The 17,957-nt window shown below is 71.1% G+C and carries 19 protein-coding genes; 6 read left to right on the top strand and 13 right to left on the bottom strand.

Features of this window, described 5'->3' with window-relative positions; genetic code table 11:
• Positions 1–37: 37 nt before the first annotated feature.
• Positions 38–811, top strand: a complete 774-nt coding sequence (locus tag GON04_RS18060; protein WP_181653644.1) for a GntR family transcriptional regulator — start codon at positions 38–40, stop codon at positions 809–811.
• Here GON04_RS18060 and kce read toward each other — a convergent pair.
• Positions 808–1,731: a 3,5-dioxohexanoate:acetyl-CoA acetone transferase gene (gene kce / locus GON04_RS18065; RefSeq protein ID WP_181653645.1), complete on the bottom strand. Its 924-nt coding sequence runs from the start codon at positions 1,729–1,731 to the stop codon at positions 808–810. The two genes, GON04_RS18060 and kce, sit on opposite strands and share 4 nt — an antisense overlap.
• A 162-nt stretch (positions 1,732–1,893) precedes the next feature.
• Here kce and GON04_RS18070 point away from each other — a divergent pair, with 162 nt between their 5' ends.
• Together GON04_RS18070 and GON04_RS18075 are read left to right on the top strand one after the other, a co-directional pair.
• Positions 1,894–2,877: a Bug family tripartite tricarboxylate transporter substrate binding protein gene (locus GON04_RS18070; protein WP_181653646.1), complete on the top strand. Its 984-nt coding sequence runs from the start codon at positions 1,894–1,896 to the stop codon at positions 2,875–2,877.
• 235 nt (positions 2,878–3,112) lie between these two features.
• Complete coding sequence (locus GON04_RS18075; RefSeq protein WP_198349331.1) at positions 3,113–5,116, top strand: hybrid sensor histidine kinase/response regulator; 2,004 nt, start codon at positions 3,113–3,115, stop codon at positions 5,114–5,116.
• 33 nt (positions 5,117–5,149) lie between these two features.
• Here GON04_RS18075 and GON04_RS18080 read toward each other — a convergent pair whose 3' ends face one another.
• Positions 5,150–6,415: a BaiN/RdsA family NAD(P)/FAD-dependent oxidoreductase gene (locus GON04_RS18080; RefSeq protein ID WP_338051005.1), complete on the bottom strand. Its 1,266-nt coding sequence runs from the start codon at positions 6,413–6,415 to the stop codon at positions 5,150–5,152.
• Positions 6,416–6,549: 134 nt separating this feature from the next.
• Between GON04_RS18080 and GON04_RS18085 the strand changes: the two genes are divergently transcribed.
• Positions 6,550–6,759 carry a hypothetical protein gene (locus GON04_RS18085; protein WP_157399419.1) on the top strand — a complete coding sequence of 70 codons (210 nt, stop codon included), beginning with the start codon at positions 6,550–6,552 and terminating at the stop codon, positions 6,757–6,759.
• A gap of 35 nt (positions 6,760–6,794) precedes the next feature.
• Here the strand turns inward: GON04_RS18085 and GON04_RS18090 are convergent, their stop codons facing one another.
• The 5 genes from GON04_RS18090 to GON04_RS18110 all read right to left on the bottom strand — a co-directional run bounded on the left by GON04_RS18090 (position 6,795) and on the right by GON04_RS18110 (position 11,047).
• The gene (locus tag GON04_RS18090) at positions 6,795–7,157 is read right to left on the bottom strand and encodes a hypothetical protein (RefSeq protein WP_157399420.1); all 363 of its coding nucleotides are present in this window, start codon (positions 7,155–7,157) and stop codon (positions 6,795–6,797) included.
• A 116-nt stretch (positions 7,158–7,273) separates the two neighbouring features.
• Positions 7,274–7,792, bottom strand: coding sequence for a glycine zipper domain-containing protein (locus tag GON04_RS18095; RefSeq protein ID WP_181653648.1), 519 nt, complete (start codon positions 7,790–7,792; stop codon positions 7,274–7,276).
• Between the two features lie 239 nt (positions 7,793–8,031).
• Complete coding sequence (locus tag GON04_RS18100) at positions 8,032–9,141, bottom strand: enolase C-terminal domain-like protein (protein ID WP_157399422.1); 1,110 nt, start codon at positions 9,139–9,141, stop codon at positions 8,032–8,034.
• Positions 9,134–10,057, bottom strand: coding sequence for a ketopantoate reductase family protein (locus GON04_RS18105; protein WP_157399423.1), 924 nt, complete (start codon positions 10,055–10,057; stop codon positions 9,134–9,136). Before GON04_RS18105 ends, GON04_RS18100 begins: the two co-directional genes overlap by 8 nt.
• 99 nt (positions 10,058–10,156) lie before the next feature.
• A complete protein-coding gene (locus GON04_RS18110) occupies positions 10,157–11,047 on the bottom strand; it encodes a LysR family transcriptional regulator (protein WP_157399424.1) in 891 nt (296 codons plus the stop codon).
• A gap of 74 nt (positions 11,048–11,121) precedes the next feature.
• Here GON04_RS18110 and GON04_RS18115 point away from each other — a divergent pair, with 74 nt between their 5' ends.
• Positions 11,122–11,331, top strand: a complete 210-nt coding sequence (locus GON04_RS18115; protein ID WP_157399425.1) for a hypothetical protein — start codon at positions 11,122–11,124, stop codon at positions 11,329–11,331.
• A gap of 1 nt (position 11,332) precedes the next feature.
• Positions 11,333–11,704, top strand: a complete 372-nt coding sequence (locus tag GON04_RS18120) for a hypothetical protein (RefSeq protein WP_157399426.1) — start codon at positions 11,333–11,335, stop codon at positions 11,702–11,704.
• A gap of 44 nt (positions 11,705–11,748) precedes the next feature.
• Here GON04_RS18120 and GON04_RS18125 read toward each other — a convergent pair whose 3' ends face one another.
• The 6 genes from GON04_RS18125 to GON04_RS18145 all read right to left on the bottom strand — a co-directional run bounded on the left by GON04_RS18125 (position 11,749) and on the right by GON04_RS18145 (position 17,565).
• A complete protein-coding gene (locus tag GON04_RS18125; protein WP_157399427.1) occupies positions 11,749–11,958 on the bottom strand; it encodes a DUF3606 domain-containing protein in 210 nt (69 codons plus the stop codon).
• Between the two features lie 244 nt (positions 11,959–12,202).
• Positions 12,203–12,337, bottom strand: a complete 135-nt coding sequence (locus GON04_RS27095; RefSeq protein ID WP_255481755.1) for a hypothetical protein — start codon at positions 12,335–12,337, stop codon at positions 12,203–12,205.
• Positions 12,338–12,512: 175 nt separating this feature from the next.
• Positions 12,513–13,724, bottom strand: a complete 1,212-nt coding sequence (locus GON04_RS18130) for an aminotransferase-like domain-containing protein (protein WP_157399428.1) — start codon at positions 13,722–13,724, stop codon at positions 12,513–12,515.
• Positions 13,725–13,882: 158 nt separating this feature from the next.
• On the bottom strand, positions 13,883–14,398 hold the full coding sequence (locus GON04_RS27100; RefSeq protein ID WP_198349333.1) for an SCO family protein: 516 nt from the start codon (positions 14,396–14,398) through the stop codon (positions 13,883–13,885).
• A 169-nt stretch (positions 14,399–14,567) separates the two neighbouring features.
• The gene (locus tag GON04_RS18140) at positions 14,568–16,283 is read right to left on the bottom strand and encodes a multicopper oxidase family protein (protein WP_181653649.1); all 1,716 of its coding nucleotides are present in this window, start codon (positions 16,281–16,283) and stop codon (positions 14,568–14,570) included.
• A 487-nt stretch (positions 16,284–16,770) separates the two neighbouring features.
• Positions 16,771–17,565, bottom strand: a complete 795-nt coding sequence (locus GON04_RS18145; RefSeq protein WP_232533149.1) for a LuxR C-terminal-related transcriptional regulator — start codon at positions 17,563–17,565, stop codon at positions 16,771–16,773.
• Positions 17,566–17,957 lie beyond the last annotated feature (392 nt).

The raw sequence follows: 17,957 nt of genomic DNA on the forward strand, positions 1-17,957 counted from the left end.
GGTGTGTGGGGCAAAGCGTGCTATCTTGCTGCGCGCCATGCGTTCCCTTGTCAAGCCGGCCCGTGCCGTGACCGCCCCGCCCGCCCTGCCACCACTCGCGAAGGTGACCCTGCGCGACCAGGTGACGCAGGCGGTGCGCAGCGCGCTGATGAACGGGCACTTCGAGCCCGGCCAGGCCATCACGGTGAAGGCGATCTCGGAGATGCTGGGCTCGGGCGTGATGCCCGCGCGCGAGGCGATGCACCGGCTGATCGCCGAGGGTGCGCTGGAACTGCGGCCCAATCGCACCGTCATCGTGCCGGCGATCTCGCGCCACGAATTCGACGAGCTGACCGACCTGCGCTGCCATGTCGAGGGCCTGGCCGCCGCGCAGGCGGTGGGCCACGTGGCGCCGGCCGAGCTGGCGAGCCTGCGCAGCATCGACCGCGCCATGCGTGCGGCCGGCCGCCGCGGCGATGCCGACGCCTACCTGGACGGCAACTTCCAGTTCCACTTCCTGATCTACCGCCTGGGGGCCAGCCCCTTCATGCTGTCGATCATCGAGAAGCTGTGGGTGCGCGTTGGCCCGCTGATCCGCTCGTGCTTCAACGAGACCGGCTTCGCCGACTCCAGCCGGCACCACGCCAGCATCGTGGAGTCGCTGGCCGCCGGCGAGGCCGGCGAGCTGCGCCAGGCCATCGTGGCCGACATCACCGTGGCCGCGCAGACCATCCGTGCGGTGCAGGCCGGCCGCGCCGCGCAGGCGAGCGCCGCCCAGACGGCGGTGCGCGGCTTGCCGAAGACGCGTGCGCATGCTGCGCGCCGGGCCTAGAACCGCACCCGGTCGGCGCCCTTGAGCTGCAGGATCTGGCGCGCCTCGGCCGGGCTCGCCACCTCGCGGCCCAGCGCCTCGATGATCTTGCGCACCTGCCGCACCTGCGCCGCGTTGCTCTCGGCCAGCGTGCCGCGGCCCAGCCACAGGCTGTCCTCCAGGCCGACGCGCACGTTGCCGCCCATGGCGGCCGACTGCGAGGCGATGGTCATCTGGTGGCGGCCGGCGCCCAGCACCGACCAGCGGTAGTCGCTGCCGAACAGGCGATCGGCGGTGCGCTTCATGTGCGCCACGTCCTCGGGGTGCGTGCCGATGCCGCCCAGGATGCCGAACACCGACTGGACGAAGAACGGCGCCTTGACCAGCCCGCGGTCGGCGAAGTGCGCCAGGTTGTACAGGTGGCCGATGTCGTAGCACTCGAACTCGAACCGCGTCTCGTTGGCCGCGCACTGGGCCAGCGCGTACTCGATGTCCTTGAAGGTGTTGCGGAAGATCAGGTCGCGGCTGTTCTCCAGGTGCTGGCGCTCCCAGTCGTGCCGGAACTCCTTGAACCGGTCCAGCATGGGGAACAGCGCGAAGTTGATCGACCCCATGTTGAGCGAGGCCACCTCGGGCGCGAACCGCATCGACGGCTGGATGCGCTCCTCGATGGTCATGAAGGGCGAGCCGCCGCTGGTGAGGTTGAGCACCGCGTCGGTACGGGCCTTGATCTGCGGCAGGAAGCGGCCGAAGGCCTCGGGGCTCTGGTCGGGCTTGCCGGTGACGGGGTCGCGTGCGTGCAGGTGGATGATGGCCGCCCCCGCCTCGGCGGCGCCGACCGACGCCTCGATGATCTCCTCCGGCGTGACCGGCAGGTAGGGCGACATCGACGGCGTGTGGATCGCGCCGGTGACGGCGCAGGTGATGATGACTTTGCTCACGGAGGTGGACGGCCGCTGGTCGGCAACGTTTGATGTTTGATCAAACCTCAGTGTAGGATCGTGCCGCTGCCGGCGACCCCGCGTAAACCCTAGCGGCCTCCGGCGCCCGATCGCACGACGACGATCGGCCGTGAAAAAAGAAAACAGACAGGAGACAGTGCGATGGCGAGATCGTTGAATGCGTGGATGGGGCAGGCGCTGGCCGCGCTCGCCCTCCTGGTGTCGGCCGGTGCGTGGGCGCAGGCCGGGGCCTACCCGAACCGGCCGGTGAAGATCATCGTGCCGTCGGCACCCGGCGGCCCCGCCGACATCATCCTGCGCACCATCAACGCGCGCATGGCCGACGAACTGAAGCAGCCGGTGGTCCTCGAGTACCGGCCCGGTGCGTCCGGCACCATCGCCCTGAACTCGGTGGCCCGCTCGCCGGCCGACGGCTACACGCTGGTGCTGGTGTCCGAGACCCACACGGCCGCCGAATCGCTCTATCCGAAGCGCGGCTACAGCATGGAGAAGGACCTGGCGCCGGTCGCCATGCTGGCCAGCATGCCCAGCGTGCTGGTCGTCAACAAGAACCTGCCGGTCAAGTCGGTGGCGGAGCTGCTGGCACTGGCGAAAGCCCAGCCCGGCAAGCTGTCGTTCGCCTCGGGCGGCAACGGCAACGTGTACCACCTGGCCGCCGAACTGATGCAGCAGAAGGCCAACGTGCGCTTCCTGCATGTCCCCTACAGCCAGGCCAGCACGGGCCGCACCGACCTGCTCGCGGGCCAGGTCGACATGATGTTCGACGCCCTGGTGAGCATGCAGCCCCAGATCACCGCCGGCACCGTGCGCGCCCTCGCCGTCACGTCGGCGCAGCGCCTGCCCAGCCTGCCCGGCGTGCCCACCATCGCCGAGGCCGGCGTGCCCGGCTACGAGATGGAAATCTGGTTCGGGCTGATGGCGCCGCCCGGCGTGTCGCCGCAGGTCCTCAACCGCCTGAACGATGTCATCAGTGCCGCCGTGCAGGACAAGGCCGTCGTCGCCCAGTTCACGGCGGGCGCCATGACACCGCTCGTGGCCACCCCGCAGACCTTCGCCGACCTCATCCGCGTGTCGATCGGCAAGTGGGCGGACGTGGTGAAGGCCGGCGCCGTCAAGGTCGACTGATCCGGCGGCAGCCGGGCATCCACGGGCGCTCCGGCCGGGCCGGCACATGCAGCTCGACAGTGACCCGTCGGTAGAATCCGGGCGGCCGGTGCTGCACCTTGCCGCCCGGTTTCCAACACACCGCGGCAGGCGCGCCGGTGGTCCCAACCCCCGAGACATGTCGTCGAGCCCGAGCGGTGTGAAGCAGCTTCCCCAACATCCCACCATTCCCTCGACCGGCTCGGCCTCGCCCGTCATGAGCCGGCTGCTCGAGTCCACCGACTGGTCGGCCACGCCCCTGGGCCCGCCCGGCTCCTGGCCGCCCGGCCTGCGGCTGGCCATCAGCATCTGCCTGAGCTCGCGCTTCCCGATGTTCCTGTGGTGGGGCCCGTCGCTGGTCAACATCTACAACGACGCCTACATCCCCATCCTGGGCAAGCGGCACCCGGAGGCCTTCGGCCGCCCGGCCCGCGAGATCTGGCACGAGATCTGGGACGTGCTCGGGCCCGAGCAGGTGGCCGTCATGGAGCGCGGCGAGGCCACCTGGAACGAGCGCGTGCTCCTGGTGATGGAGCGCAACGGCTTCACCGAGGAAACCTGGTTCACCTGGTCCTACAGCCCGATCCACCTGGAAGACGGCAGCATCGGCGGCCTGTTCTGCGCCTGCACGGAAGAGACCGCCAGCGTGCTGGCCGAGCGCGAGCGCGACCGGCTCGTGCGCGAGGCCCAGAGTGCGGCGCAGACGCTGCAGGCCTGGTTCGACAACGCGCCGGGCTTCGTCGCGCTCCTGCGCGGCCCCGAGCACGTGTTCGAGATGGTGAACAAGTCCTACTACCAGCTCGTCGGCCACCGCGACGTGGTGGGCAAGGCGGTCCGCCAGGCCCTGCCCGAGATCATCGACCAGGGGTTTCCGCACCTGCTCGACGAGGTGCGCCGCACCGGCAAGGCGTTCATGGGGCACTCGGTGGGCGTGAAGCTGCAGCAGCAGCCGGGCGCGCCCCTGATCGAGCGCTACCTCGACCTGGTGTACCAGCCCGTGGTGGATGCCGCCGGCAACGTGGCCGGCATCTTCGCCCAGGGACACGACGTGACCGAGCAGGTGCACGCCACGGCGGCGCTGCGGGAATCGGACCGCCGCAAGGACGAATTCATCGCCGTGCTGGCACACGAGCTGCGCAACCCGCTGGCGCCCATCCGCCAGGCCACGCACATCGCCCGCCTGGCCCGGCCGGAGGACGACCGGCGCCGCAACCGCGCGCTCGAGATCATCGAGCGACAGCTCACGCACATGACCGTGCTGATCGACGACCTGCTGGACCTGTCGCGCATCTCGCGTGGGCGGCTGGAACTGCGCCGCGCGCGCACCGAGCTGCGCACCATCGTCGACTCGGCGCTCGAATCGAGCCTGCCGGCGCTGGAGTCCAAGCAGCACCGGCTCACGGTCACCCTGCCCGAGCAGCCCGTCCACCTCGACGCCGACCCGGTGCGGATGGCGCAGGTGCTGTCCAACCTGCTGACCAACGCGGCCAAGTACACGGACCCGCACGGCGCGATCGCGCTCGAGGCCACGGTCGGCCACGGGCAGTTGCGCATGACCGTGCGCGACAACGGCATCGGCCTGGCGCCGGAAGACCAGCAGCGCATCTTCGGCATGTTCTCGCAGGTGCGCACCGCGCTCGAGCGCGCCGAGGGCGGGCTGGGCATCGGGCTGGCGCTCAGCCGGGGCCTGGTCGAACTGCATGGCGGGCGCATCGAGGCGCACAGCGCCGGGTCGGGCCACGGCTCGGAATTCATCGTCACCGTCCCCTGCGACGCCGGAGCGACGGCCATGCCGGCCCTGCCCGCCGCGACGCAGCATGTGGCGGAACGGGCCCGGGTGCTGGTGGCGGACGACAACCCCGATGCCCTCGAGACGCTGGCACTGCTGCTGAGCAGCGAAGGGCACGACCCCCACACCGCGCCCGACGGCGAACGCGCCCTCGATCTCGCGCGCACGCTGCGCCCGGACGTGGCGGTCATCGACATCGGCATGCCGGGCATGAACGGCTTCGACGTCGCCCGGGCGATCCGGGCCGAGCCGATCGGCGAGCAGATGGTGCTCATCGCCCTCACCGGCTGGGGCCAGGAGCAGGACCGGCAGCGCGCGCTGGCCAGCGGCTTCGACTACCACTGCACCAAGCCGGTCTCGATCGACGACCTGCTGCGGCTGATCGACTCGCCGCGCCCCGGCGCCCGGGTGCCGGCGCCGGGCGCCGCCTGAGCGACCGCGCCCGCCGGGTCCCCTCCTCCGGCGTCAGGCGCCCTGCTGCTGCAGCCAGCGCGCCGCGCCCAGCCCCGCCTCGCGGCCGGTGGCGAAGCAGGCGGTCAGCAGGTAGCCGCCGGTGGGCGCTTCCCAGTCCAGCATCTCCCCGGCGCAGAACACGCCGGGCACGGCGAGCAGCATCCCGTTCCCGTCCAGCGCCGCCGCCCGCACGCCCCCTGCCGTGCTGATGGCCTCGGCGACCGGCCGCGGCCGCACGAGCGGAATCGGCAACGCCTTGAGCGCCGCGGCCAGTGCGGCCGGATCGGCCAGCTGCGCCGGCGACAAAACCTCGTGCAGCAAGGCGGCCTTCGCACCGGTGATGCCCAGGCGGCTCTTGAGGTGGGTCGACAGGCTGCGCGGGCCGCGCGGCCGGCTGGTCTCGGCCAGCACCTGGGCGGCGCTGTGCTGCGGCAGCAGGTCGATCAGCCAGGTCGCCTGGCCGCGGGCGGCGATCTCGTCGCGCAGCCGCGCCGAGAACGCGTAGACCAGGCTGCCTTCGATGCCGGTCTCGGTCAGCACGAACTCGCCCTGGTGGCCGGCCTGCGGCGGGTCGCCGGCCAGGCGCGCCGCGACCGGCTTGATGGGATGGCCGGCGTGGCGCTGGCGCAGGACCTCGCTCCAGCCGGCTGCGCCGGGCCGCATCGGGGCGACGTCGAATCCGCAATTGGCCGGCTGCAGCGGCGCGATCGCCACGCCGCGCCCGGCCAGCAGCGGCACCCAGGCGCCGTCCGATCCCAGGCGGGGCCAGCTCGCGCCTCCCAGGGCCAGCACCGTGGCATCGGCGGCGTGCGTGGTGGCGCCCGCCGGCGTGTCGAAGGTCAGCACACCGCTGGCACCGTCCCAGCCGGTCCAGCGGTGGCGCGGGTGCAGGCGCACGCCCGCCGCGCGCAGCCGGTGCAGCCAGGCGCGCAGCAGCGGCGCCGCCTTCAGGTCGGTGGGGAACACCCGCCCCGAGGTGCCGACGAAGGTCTCGATCCCCAGGTCGGCGGCCCAGCGCCGGACCGCCTCGTTGCCGTGGGCCGCGATCGCCTCGCGCCAGGGGTCGGCCAGCGCGCCGTAGCGCGCCAGGAAGGGCGCGGGCGACTCGGAATGCGTCAGGTTGAGGCCGCCGCGCCCGGCGAGCAGGAACTTGCGGCCGACCGACGGCATGGCGTCGAACAGGTCGACCGACACGCCGGCTGCGGCCAGCGTCTCGGCGGCCATCAGGCCGGCGGGGCCGCCGCCGACCACGGCAGCCCGAAAGGGAGGTGGAGTCACCACCCGATTGTCTGCGACCAACTTCACGCCCCGTTTACATGGCCCCCGTCGACCCGGGCCTGGCCCAGCGCGTTGTAGGGACAAGGCGGGCCGGGATGGAGTGGCCGCCGTGCAGCAATGCAAGGAGACACCAGATGACTCAGCAGTTACCGTCCATCGGCTTCCTCCTGTGCTTCCGGTCCCTGTTCCAGAGCGGTCGGGGCTTTGCCTTCCCCTGCGACCCCGCCGGCCACGTGGACCTCGACGACCTGAGCGAAAGCAGCCGCATCAACTATCTGTATGCCCGGGCCATGGTCGGCCGCGAACTCGCCGCGCCGGCAGTGGAGGCGGCCGACCTGCATTGACGCAGCACGCAAGGCGGGGCCACCAGGCGCCAGCCTCAATCGCCGGCCGGAAAGGCCTCCACGAACGCGTCGCGAAACCCGGGTGATCCACTCAGCGTGACCGTCAGCGTCACCAGCGCGCCGGGTGGCGCGGGCGCCAGGGTCAGCTGGCCACTGGCATCGTGGGCGATGGCCAGCCGCCCACCGGGTTCGGCCAGGGCCTGCAGGTCGTAGTCCCACTCCCCCTCCTCGCCCGGCACGCCGGGTGGACCGAACGTCCGCTGCGCCCAGCGCAGCACGCTGCCCACCTCGGCCAGCAGCGCCGGCTGGCGATCCGGACGCACGGCCGCCATCGCATCGAAGCTCGTGGCGCCGGATGCGTCGTAGCTGGTGTCGAAGATGAGGTATTGCAGATTCATGGCCAGCATCATGCGGCCTGGCTGCAGGCGAGCCACGCGCGGTGCGTGTCGCGGGCCCGCCGCCGGTTCGGGACGGCCATGGGATGAGTCTCCATGGCCGTCCCTGGCGGGACGCCTTAGCGGCCGTCGCCGTCGGCATCGCCCGGCAGGGCGCGCTCGGCGGCATTGCTCACCCGGTGCCAGGCATCTCGGGACGCATGCTTGGCGTGCTCCCAGCCCAGCGAGGAACGGCCACGGGCCGTGCCCCAGTCCCGGCTCAGTTCGGGCTCGACGTCATCGAACGAACGGTCGGGATACCTGGCATACGAATCGGCGCCGTACCGATAGGCCGGTGCGTACTCGTCATAGGTCGCGCCGCTGGTCACGTAGGGCCGGCTCGCGTAGTTGTCGCGCCAGTAGGTGTCTTCGACGACCGGGTCGTGCTTGCGCATCTGGCGGCCGGCCACCGCGCCGATCGCGGCACCGACCGCAGCACCCACCACCGCCCCCACCGGCCCGGTGATACCGCCGGCCGCGGCACCTGCGGCCGCCCCACCGGCAACGCCGCCCGCCACGCCGCCCGCCACCGCGCCGACGCCGGCCTTGGCCACGGGGCGATCGGTCTTCTCGCTCAGGTTTCGCTTGGACTCGTTCATGGAAATCTCCTTCATGGATCGCCAGGCGGTGGGCGGAATGCCCGCAGGCTCGGCGGCCTTGCCTGGTTGATTCCAGAACCGTAAGCCCTCCGGTGCAGCGAGGTCAGGCCCCTTTGTCGCGCTGCACCGTAGGCAGGCTCGCCCTGCACCGTAGGCAGGCTCGCGCGGCCCCCGTAGGCACGGGCCTACCCGCCGGGGTCGTCCGCGCAGGGTCGCGTGCAGGGCGGCATGAGCGAGCCTCAGGCGAGACGGTACTTCGCGACCGCCGCCGCGTCCCAGGCCAGGCCCGAGCCGGGCTTGTCCATCGCGGGCCAGCAGCCATCGACGATCTTCACGGGCTCCGCCGCGATGGCGTCGGTCCAGTCGACGTATTCCAGCCAGTGGCAGGTGGGCGTGGCCGCGAGCAGCTGTGCGCTGACCTCGGGCATGAGGTGCGAGCTCATGGGAATGCCGTGCGCCTCGGCGACGCCGGCGGCCTGCATCCAGCCGCTGACGCCGCCGATGCGCGCCACGTCGGGCATCACGAGGTCGCAGGCCTGGGCCTGCAGGGCCCGCAGCAGGTCCTGCGGACCGTTGAAGTTCTCGCCCAGTTGCAGCTGCAGCTCCAGCGACCGGGCGATCTCGGCATTGCCCGCCAGGTCGTCGTGGCGGATCGGCTCCTCCAGCCAGGCCACCCCTTCGGACTGCAGTGCGCGGCCGCGCTCCAGCGCCTCGACGCGCGAGAGCGCCTGGTTGTAGTCGACCATCAGCTCCACGTGGTCCGGCAGCCGCGCCCGCACTTCGCGCGTGACCGCCAGGTCCTCGGCCAGCGTGCGATAACCCAGGCGCAGCTTCACCGCACGCAGGCCGCCTTCGAGCAGGCGCTCGGCCTCATCGGCCGCGGCCTGCGGGCTCATGAGGCCCAGGCCGCAGGAGTTGTAGGCCCGCACCGGGCGCGGCTCGCCCCCGAGCAGGGTCACCAGGGGCACGCCGGCGGCGACCGCCATGGCATCCCACAGGGCCATGTCGAACGCGGACAGCGCCATGCGCACGATGCCCGTCACGCCGATCAGGGCGAAGCGGCGCTGCAGCCGGGCCGCCATCGACAGGGGCGCGATGCGCTCGCCGCGCACGATGTCGGCGGCATCCTCGACGGCATCGGCGATGGGCCGGGCGCCGCTGCGGCGGTAACAGAAGACGTAGGAGCGGCCGGTGATGCCCTGCTCGGTGTGCACGTCCACCAGCAACAGCGGGGCGGCGCGCACGGTGGCGGCGCTGGTGCCGAGCACGTAGCGCAGCGGCACCTCCACCGCGGTGCAGGTGACGCCGCGCAGGCGCAGGTCGGACAACCGGTGCAATGGGTCAGGCATGGGCGGCCCCTTCGGCGCGCAGCGCCAGGATGTCGGCGATGGCCCGGTTCAGGGGTGTGGGCACCCCCTTGGCGCGCCCGAGCTCCACCACCCCGCCCGCCAGCCAGCGCACCTCGAGCCGGCCGCCGCGCTCGAGGTCGTGGTGCATCGAGGAGGTCATGTCCGGCGCCACGGTGTCGGCCCGCTCCAGGGCCGAGCGCAGGTAGTCCGGCGGCAGGTCCACGCCGTGCGCGCGGCCCACCGCGATGACCTCCTGCATCACGTCGGCCAGGAAGGCGCGCGTCTGCGGGTTGGACCGGATCGGGCCGATGGTGGTGCGCATGGTGGTGGTGGTGCCCGACAGCCCGACCAGGAACACGTACTTCTGCCAGATCTCGCGCAGGATGGCGGGCGACAGCTCGGCCTGGATGCCGCCGGCCAGGCAGGCGGCGAGTAGCGCCTCGCCACGGGCCGAGCGCGAGCCGTCGAACTCGCCGAACAGCAGGCGCTGCATCGGGCCGGTCTGGCGGATGACGCCGGGCGCGGCGATGGTGGTGGCCACGTAGCCCACGCCGCCCATGACCTGCTTCGGATCGAAGGCGGCGCGCAGGTACTGGTCCTTGAGCACGCCGTTCTGGAACGAGATGACGGTGGTGTCCGGGCCGACCATGGGCCGGATCTGCTCGAGCGCCTGCTCGGTGTCCCAGAGCTTGACCGCCAGCATCACGACGTCGACCACGCCGACGTCCGCCGGCTGGCTGGTCGCCTGGACCTGGCGCACGTGCAGCGGACTGGGTCCGTCGATGCGCAAGCCGTCGCGGCGCATGGCCTCCAGGTGCGCGCCCCGGGCGATGAAATGGACGTCGGCGCCGCCGTCCGCCAGCTTCGCCCCGAAGTAGCCGCCGAGCCCGCCCGAGCCCATGATTCCGATGCGCATGCGTGTCTCCTTGTTCCTGACGCTCCGCCGGACACCCCGGGTGCCGGTCGCGCCGCGCGGCGATGGTACCCGTGCGCCTTCGGCGCGTCAGGGTCAGGGTCAGGGGTGCCGGCGGCCCCGCACCGGCCGCGCGGCCTGCGCCGCCTTCGCGCGGGCCGCCACTTCCCGCAGGCCGGCGAGCGCGGGCTGGAGCACGGCCGCGTCGGCATCGGTCGGGTACACGACATAGGCGGGGTAGAGGAACTGCGGCGCGCCGGCCACCCAGTGCAGCCGCCCCGCCGCGACGTGGCGGGCGGCGACGCTCTGCCGGAAGTAGCCTGCCCCGCCATTGGCGAGCAGGTATTCCAACCCGAGCGGGCCGAAGTTGACCGAGACGCCGGCGCGGCCGAGATCGGGGAAGGCCAGGTGGTGCTGCTCGCCGTACTCGCCGCCCCAGTCCACGTAGACATAGCTGGCCGGGTCGGGTTTCTCCAGCCCCGCCGTCGTGCTCACCAGCACCAGCTTCTCCTCGAACAGCAGTTCGATGCGCAGGCCCGGCCGGTGGCGCGGGGCGTACAGGACCGCGAGGTCGAGCATGCCGCTGGTGACGCGATCGAGCAGGTCCTCGGCCTTGCCGATGTCGGTGTACAGCGCATGGCCGGGCGCACCCTTGCGCATCCACTGCAGCCAGTCGAGCACCAGGGGGTCCCAGAGACTGGGCTCGCAGCCCGCCGCCAGCAGGGCGCTGCTGCCGGGCGGCATGGACATCTCGTGCCTTGCGCGGTCCCACACCTGCACCAGCGCCTGCGCGTAGTGGTGGAACTGCTCGCCGGCCGGCGTCAGGGAGGCGCCGGCCTTGTTGCGCAGGAACAGCTGGCGACCGAGCAACTCCTCGAGGGTGCGCACGCGGGCACTGACGGCGGTCTGGGTCACGTTCAGGCGCGCAGCGGCCTGCACGAAGCTGCGCGAGGCGGCGATCTCGAGGAAGGTGCGGGCCAGGTTGATGTCCATCGGAACAATTTCAGTGCAGTGATCTGCAAAAGAAATCATTTTACTTGCAGCATCCGCAGCCTTAGATTGGCTCCATGACCAAGGAGATCAGCTTGCGAAGCACCACCGCCCCCGCCCTCGTTTTTCCCCAGGGCCTGCCGGCCCGGACCACCCGGCCGGCGGCCGACCCGGCCAACGGGCAGGCCGCCGGCGAGGCGCCGAGGGGTCGGCTGCAGATGGTTCCGCCGGCGGCATTGACCCGGCTTGGCGTGCGGGCCCGGCGCCTGCTGCGCACGGACGACTGACATGGACATCCCTGCGGACGAACTGCAAGGCATCCGGCACCTGCATGCCGAGACGCTGCGCCAGTGCGAGGCCCTGTCGCGCATCGTCCTGTGCGCCGGCCAGGGCGCACCCCTGGCCTTCACGCGGCGCAACCTGGTCGCGGTTCTGAACTGGTTCGACGGCGCCGACCTGGGACGGCGCGAAGGCGCGGACCTGGCCACCCGGCACGGTTCGCCTCGCTGGCTGTGGTCGCGGTTGCGGCGGCGGCTGCTGGACGCGACCTCGATGGAGGTCGACGACCACATCCTGCAGGACACGGAAGCCTTCATCCAGGCGACGCGAGCGCAGGTGCAGGCCGAATCCGAAGCGCTGGAGGAATTGGCGCACGCCTGACGGGCGCCGCCCTGGGCACCCCGGCCTGCGCGGCCGTCGCGAGGCTAGTGGGTGGTGGCGGCCGCCGCTTCCGCCGCCCGGTTCGCCCGCAGCAGGTAGCGGCGCACCTTGTCCATCTCGGGGCCGACTTCGCCGACGACCTGCCGCAGGCGGTCGGCAGGAACCTCGAGGTACCTGCTCCAGAACCACACGTCGGCATAGTTGTCCAGGTCGATGACCTGGGCGGTCCGGCGCTGTGTGCTCTTGTCACTCATGTCGAGCTCCCGATGCTGGCTGGCAGCAGATGAACGCTCGGGAAGGGTCGGGAATTCCGCCCCGCGCCCGGTCCTTCGTGACGAAGCGCAGCGGCCAGCCGTTGACGGCCACCGCTTCGTCGGTCCAGACATGGGATTCGATGTGCCGGACGGGCCTGTCGTTCCCGACCGGGAGCTGGTGCAGCGGGTCGGGCGCGGCCTGCGCCCCGTCACCCGGTGCCGTCTCTATCTAGATAGCGGGCCCCTACGAGCCCAGGTCCGGCACGACCAGCGCGAGCAGGCGGCGCAGCGACTCGATGTCCTGGGCGACGGTGCCCAGCAGGAGTTCCAGCTCGTCGAGCAGCCCGTTCGTCGACTGCCCCCCCCCGGACCGCGTCAAAGTAGACCATCGCCAGTTCGTGCTGCCGTTCCAGCAGCCGTTGCCAGTCGTGGACAAGCTGCGTGACGGTCGTGCCCGCGTCAATCATTGCATCCCCCCGTTCGATCCATGGATGAGGCCACCGACGCCGGCGGGAGTCAAGTCGCAGCGGACGGATGGCTCCCCACGGATGGGGTCAGCGGGCCGCGCGCACCGCCTGTCCCAACCGGCCCATCCCCTCCTCGATGCGGCCCACGTCGGCCGTCGCGAACGACAGCCGGAACGAGCTGTGGTCCGGCTGCTGGGCGAAGAACGGCGCGCCCGGGACGAACGCCACGCCCTGCTCGATCGCCTTCTTCGCGAACTCGCCGGCATCGCGCACTGCCCCGCCGGCGCCGGTGAGCCGGGCCCAGAAGAACAGGCCGCCCTGCGGCTGCGTGAACGCCACGGCGTCGCCCAGCTCGCGCTGGAGCGCCTGCCCCATGGCGAGCGCCCGGGCGGCGTAGACCTTGCGCACGTGGTCCAGCGTGGCCGGCATGCGGCCGCTGCGCAGGTACTGGGCCGCGGTGGCCTGGGCAAACGTGCTGGTATGGGCGTCGCTGAACTGCTTGCACATGGTGGCCTTGGCCAGCAGCTCGGGCCGGGCGACCAGCCAGCCCACCCGCAGGCCGGGCGACAGCACCTTGCTCATGCTGCCGCAGTGCGCCAGCCACTCGCGCGAGCCGGGCACCTGGTCGCTCAGCGCCAGCAGCGACGGCGGCGGCGGCGCGGCGGTGAAATAGAGGTCGCCGTACGGATCGTCCTCGACGATCAGCACCTGGTACTTCACCGCGAGTTCCAGGATCCTGCGGCGCCGCTCCAGCGAGAGCAGCGCACCACTCGGGTTGCCGAAGGTGGGAATCAGGTAGACGAACTTGGGCTTGTGCTCGGCGATCAGCGCCTCCAGCCGGTCGACCTGCACTCCGTCGGCGTCGATGGGAGCGGACACCAGGTCGGCCCCATAGAGCCGGAAGCACTGGATGGTGGCCAGGAAGGTCGGCCCCTCGACGATCACCTTGTCGCCGGGGCTGACGAGGGTCTTGCCCAGGAGATCCAGCGCCTGCTGGCTTCCCGTGGTGACGATCAGGTCCTGGGGCCCGAGGTCCTTCACGCCCTTGGCCTGCTCGAACGCGGCGAGCTGGGTGCGCAGCGGGTCATAGCCTTCGGTGGCGCCGTATTGCAGCGCGCCGCCCGGCTCCTCGGCCAGCGCCTTCTGGCTGGCCTCGCGCAGGCCCTCGACGTCGAACATGGCGCTGTCGGGGAAACCGCCCGCGAAGCTGATGATGCCGGGCTTGCCGAGCAGCTTGAACAGCTCGCGGATGGCGGAGGTTTCGACGTTGTCGAGGCGGGAGGCGAATTGGAGTGGCATGGACTTCGGGGGATGGTGCTGGACCGGGGGCCGGCCCGGGGTGCGTTCGCCTATTGTGGCGCGAACGCCCGGCCCCCTTCCGGGCGGCCCCGAGCCTGGCCCGCCGCCGCGGCGCGGGCGTGCCCCGGCCCTGCGCCGGACGGCCCGGCGCGCCCCCGTCAGGCCTGGATGGCCCCGAAGCTGCCGCGGCCGGCGGCGCGACTGACCGGGTCGACGGCCATCAGGGTTTCCAGGATCACCTGCGGGTCCTGCAGCAGGGGCGCCATCACCCATCGCTGCAGGCTGTCGTTGCCGACGCGGACCATGCCGGTGTGCTGGGTGATGTCGGCATCGACCGCCGGGTCGGGGTCGTAGAAGCCCATGCCCATGCGGATGGCCTCGACCGCGGCCTTGGTGCCGGTGAGGAAGGTCCAGCCGGGGCCGATGCGGTTCTGGGCCGCGTAGGCCTTCAGGTCGGCCGGCCGGTCGAACTCCGGCAGCAGCGTGATGGAGTAGAAGAACACGTCGCGGCCGGGGCGGCTGCCCAGCGCCTCGTGCACGCGCCGCAGGTTCTGCGTCATCAGGGGGCACTGGTCGCTGCACTGCGCGTACATCATGCTGACGAACACCACGCGGTCCTTCACCAGGTCGCTGTAGAAGCGCACCGGCCGGTCCTCGTGCGTGACGAGGGGCACGTCCGGGATGCCGGGGCTGCGGCCCGGCGCTCGCGTCGCCGTCCGGGCGGCGGGCGCTTGCCACGCCAGCCCTGCCACGCCCGCCGCGGCGGCTCCGAGGGCGGCCCAGGCGCGGCGCCGTCCGGTGGAGACCAACGTCGGCGCGATTTGACCGTCGCGCACCAGCGGTTCAGGAGACGATGTCATAGCGGCCCATCATGGCGTGGTCTTCATGGATCGTGTTGTGGCAGTGGATGATGTACTTGCCGGTGAAGTCCCGGAAGCGCAGGAACACACTGACGTTCTCGTTCGGCCCGATGAAATAGACGTCCTTGCGTCCCTTCTCCCAGGCCGGGGGTGGCGCGCCGTTGCGCGTGAGGATGCGGCCCTCCTCGAAGTGGATGTGCAGCGGGTGCGCCCAGCCCCCACTGAGATTGCGCAGGTTCCAGATCTCGGCCGTGCCCTTCTTCGGGCTGAGGATCGGCTTGCCGTCGAACAGCTTGTCGTTGATGGCCCACGAGCCCCGGGTCCGGGTGAAGGAGAGTTCGCGCGTGGCCACCACTTCGTTCAGGTTGATGGGCGGTTGCTCGCGCAGCTTCAGGGGAACGCGGCTCGGGTCGAACCCCTGCATCGGCCTGTCGACGATGAATTTCAGCAGCTGGATGGGCGTCGTCAGGAAATCCTTCTCCGGCTTGGTTCCGTCCAGTTGCAGCACGCGGTTGACCAGGAACAGCTCCGAGCCGACCGGGAATTTCGAGAAGTCGACCACGAGGTCGGCCCGCTCGGCGATGCCCAGGTGCACGTTGGTGCGGGAGAGGGGCGCCTCGAACAGGTTGCCGTCGTTGGCGATGTGCTGGAACCCCTGGGGCCGGTTCTGGTACATCAGCTGCAGGTCGATGGTGCGCGATGTTCCGGCATCCAGGATGCGGAAGCGGTACTTGCGCGGGGCCACGTGGAAGAACGGCTGGATCTTGCCGTTGACCAACGGCTTGTCGCCCACGAAGCCGTCGGTGTTGAACTGGTCGAACATCAGGTAGCCGCCGCTGTCGAAGTGCTTGTCGGCAATCATCAGCGGCACGTCGAACTCGCCGCTGGGCAGGCGCAGGGCCACGGGGCTGGTGTCGTTCTCGTTGCCGGTGTCGATGTGGTCGAAGACGAGGAAGAAACCGGCCATCCCGCGGTAGACGTTGGGCGCCGTGAAATCGACCCGGTGGTCGTGGTACCAGCAGGTGCCCAGCGCCTCGCGCGGGTCGCCGATGCCGCCATAGGCGTCCAGGCCGGCGTACACCATCGGGTAGTGGTGGTCCTTGTACTCGCCCGGCCGCGCCAGCGTCGGGCCGCACGCCGCCGGACTGAACCAGTCGAGCGCGAAGCCGTCGCTCTCCGACGGGGTGTGCATGTTGTGCAGGTGGACCGAGATGTCGGGCGAGCCGAATCCCTGCAGCGCGTTGGGCAGCTTGTTCTCGAACCGCACCAGGATCGGCTTGCCGTACCGGGCGTGGAACAGCGGGCCGGGGACCTGGCCGTCGTAGCCCCACACCTCCTGCGTCGGCAGCTCGGGGTGGAAGCTGTGCGAGCCGACCTTGGCCTCGACCTTGTAGAGCTCCTGGGGCGGGAACCGGGCGAAGGCCTGGTGATCGGCACGCCCGCATTCGCGGGCGCCGGCGATGAGGGAGGCCAGCGGACTCAGGCCCGAGACCGGCGTGATCGGCTGCTGCACCGGCAGGGGCTGGGCCCATGGCGTGGTCGGCGGGCTGGGCGGGCGCACGGGCACCACCTGGCTGTTGGCCAGATGTGGCGTGAAGGCCGCGGCGGCCGTGGCGCCGGCGGCCTGGAACAGGCGCCGCCGCGACGGACTGCCCGGGCCTGGCGGCGGGGGCTCGTGGGGGACGGGGACCATGGCCATGCGAACTCCTGCAGGTACTTGAAGGGGACATCCCCGGCCCGGCGTCATCCGCTTGCTCGCCATCGACTGCCGGCGGGGCTGCGTGCAATCTAGGCCTCGGCGGATGGGCGCGCACCTGCAGCCTCCGATGGATTTGGGGAGGACCCATCCGCGCCGAGCCAGATCGGTGTCAGTCTGCGGGCCGGTCGTCCGCGCGCCGGGCAGCGAGCAGCACGGCCGTGCACAAGCGGCGCCCCGCAAGCGAAATCAATCGGTTCTTGGACCGCGAGCGACGCGTCCGGTGTGTCGTGCGTGTGTGCGCGTCCGCGGCGAGCGGGCCGTCACGTTTGCTGGTATCTGTGCGCGATGGACACCATTGGCCCGCGTGACGACGGCCAGGTGGATGTCCGCTCGCGCGGCCGGCGAGCGGCAAAAGGCCGCAGCTGCTCACGCAACTGCGGCCCGTGCACGCGATGAGAGGGTTCGGGGAAGGGCCCGTGGCCGAAGGCTAGATCAGGCCCCAGCTGCTCGCGCAGCTGACGGCCTGGGCACGCGACTTGACGTGCAGCTTCTGGTACATGTTCTTGACGTGCGAGTTGACCGTCGTGCAGCTGATGGCGAGGCGCTGGCCGATTTCGACGCTGGTCAGGCCGCTGGCGATCATCTTGAGCACCTCGAGCTCCCGCTCGGAGAGCTTGATGCGCACGACCTGGCCTGGGGACAACCCTAGTTCCGTGGCGGCGCGGCCACGGCCGAGCTGGAGCAGCAGGCGGCGGGAAACCGACGGCGTGACCGAGGCGCCGCCGTTGGCCACCTGGAGCACGGCCTGCACGAAGCTCACGAACCAGGAATCCTTGACCACGAAGCCGGCCGCGCCCAGGTCGAACGCCCGCATCGCATCGTCGTCACTGTCCAGCCGCGACAGGACCACCACCTCCGCCGGCGGGCGCAGTGCCCGGGCCTGCGAGATCAGCTCCAGGCCCAACCCATCCTCGAGGTGCATGTCGACCAGCAGCACGTCGCAGGGTTCGTCGCGCAGCAACCGGCGACCGTCGCGCAGCGACCCGGCCTGGCCCGAGACCACCGTGCGGGTGTCGCCCATCAACTCCTGTGCAACGACGCCGCGCAGGTGGGGGTCGCTGTCGATCACGTGGACGCGAACCGGGGCCCCCGGCTGCCCGCTCATCGACTCGGGCCACACGCAAGGTGGGTTGCGGAAGATCGAGAAGCCACCCGTGCGCCCCTTGGACTGCATGCCGTTCCCTCCGGCGACCCTGAACGTCATTCGACTGTCTTCGCTCATCACGATTCTCCTCGTCACATCGCTCGCGAGCGCAAAGGTAGGGGCGGGGTCAATACGGCGTCTGTACGCCAACGAACATTGGCGCAAATTTGCTGGGCGTTTTTTTCGGGCCCTCCGTTGCTGTCGAGTACCGACTCGATTCATTACGCCTCACGCAGATGGTGACCTCGCGCAAGCGCCTCCCCCATTCGGCCGACCCCCGCCGTCCTCGCCAAACCGTCTCGCGCGCTAGCAGGTTGATAGCACTCTTCGGCAGTCCCGCCTGACCGTCGCGTTCGATCGACGGGGTCCTGCGCATGTGCGTCGCCGATGCGTCGCGGGCAACAGCTGGTTGCTTACGTTTGGCCCCCGCATGCGCCGATCGGGGCCGTCGTCAGCACAAGAAGTGGGGA

Source organism: Ramlibacter pinisoli, assembly GCF_009758015.1.
Classification (GTDB): domain Bacteria; phylum Pseudomonadota; class Gammaproteobacteria; order Burkholderiales; family Burkholderiaceae_C; genus Ramlibacter; species Ramlibacter pinisoli.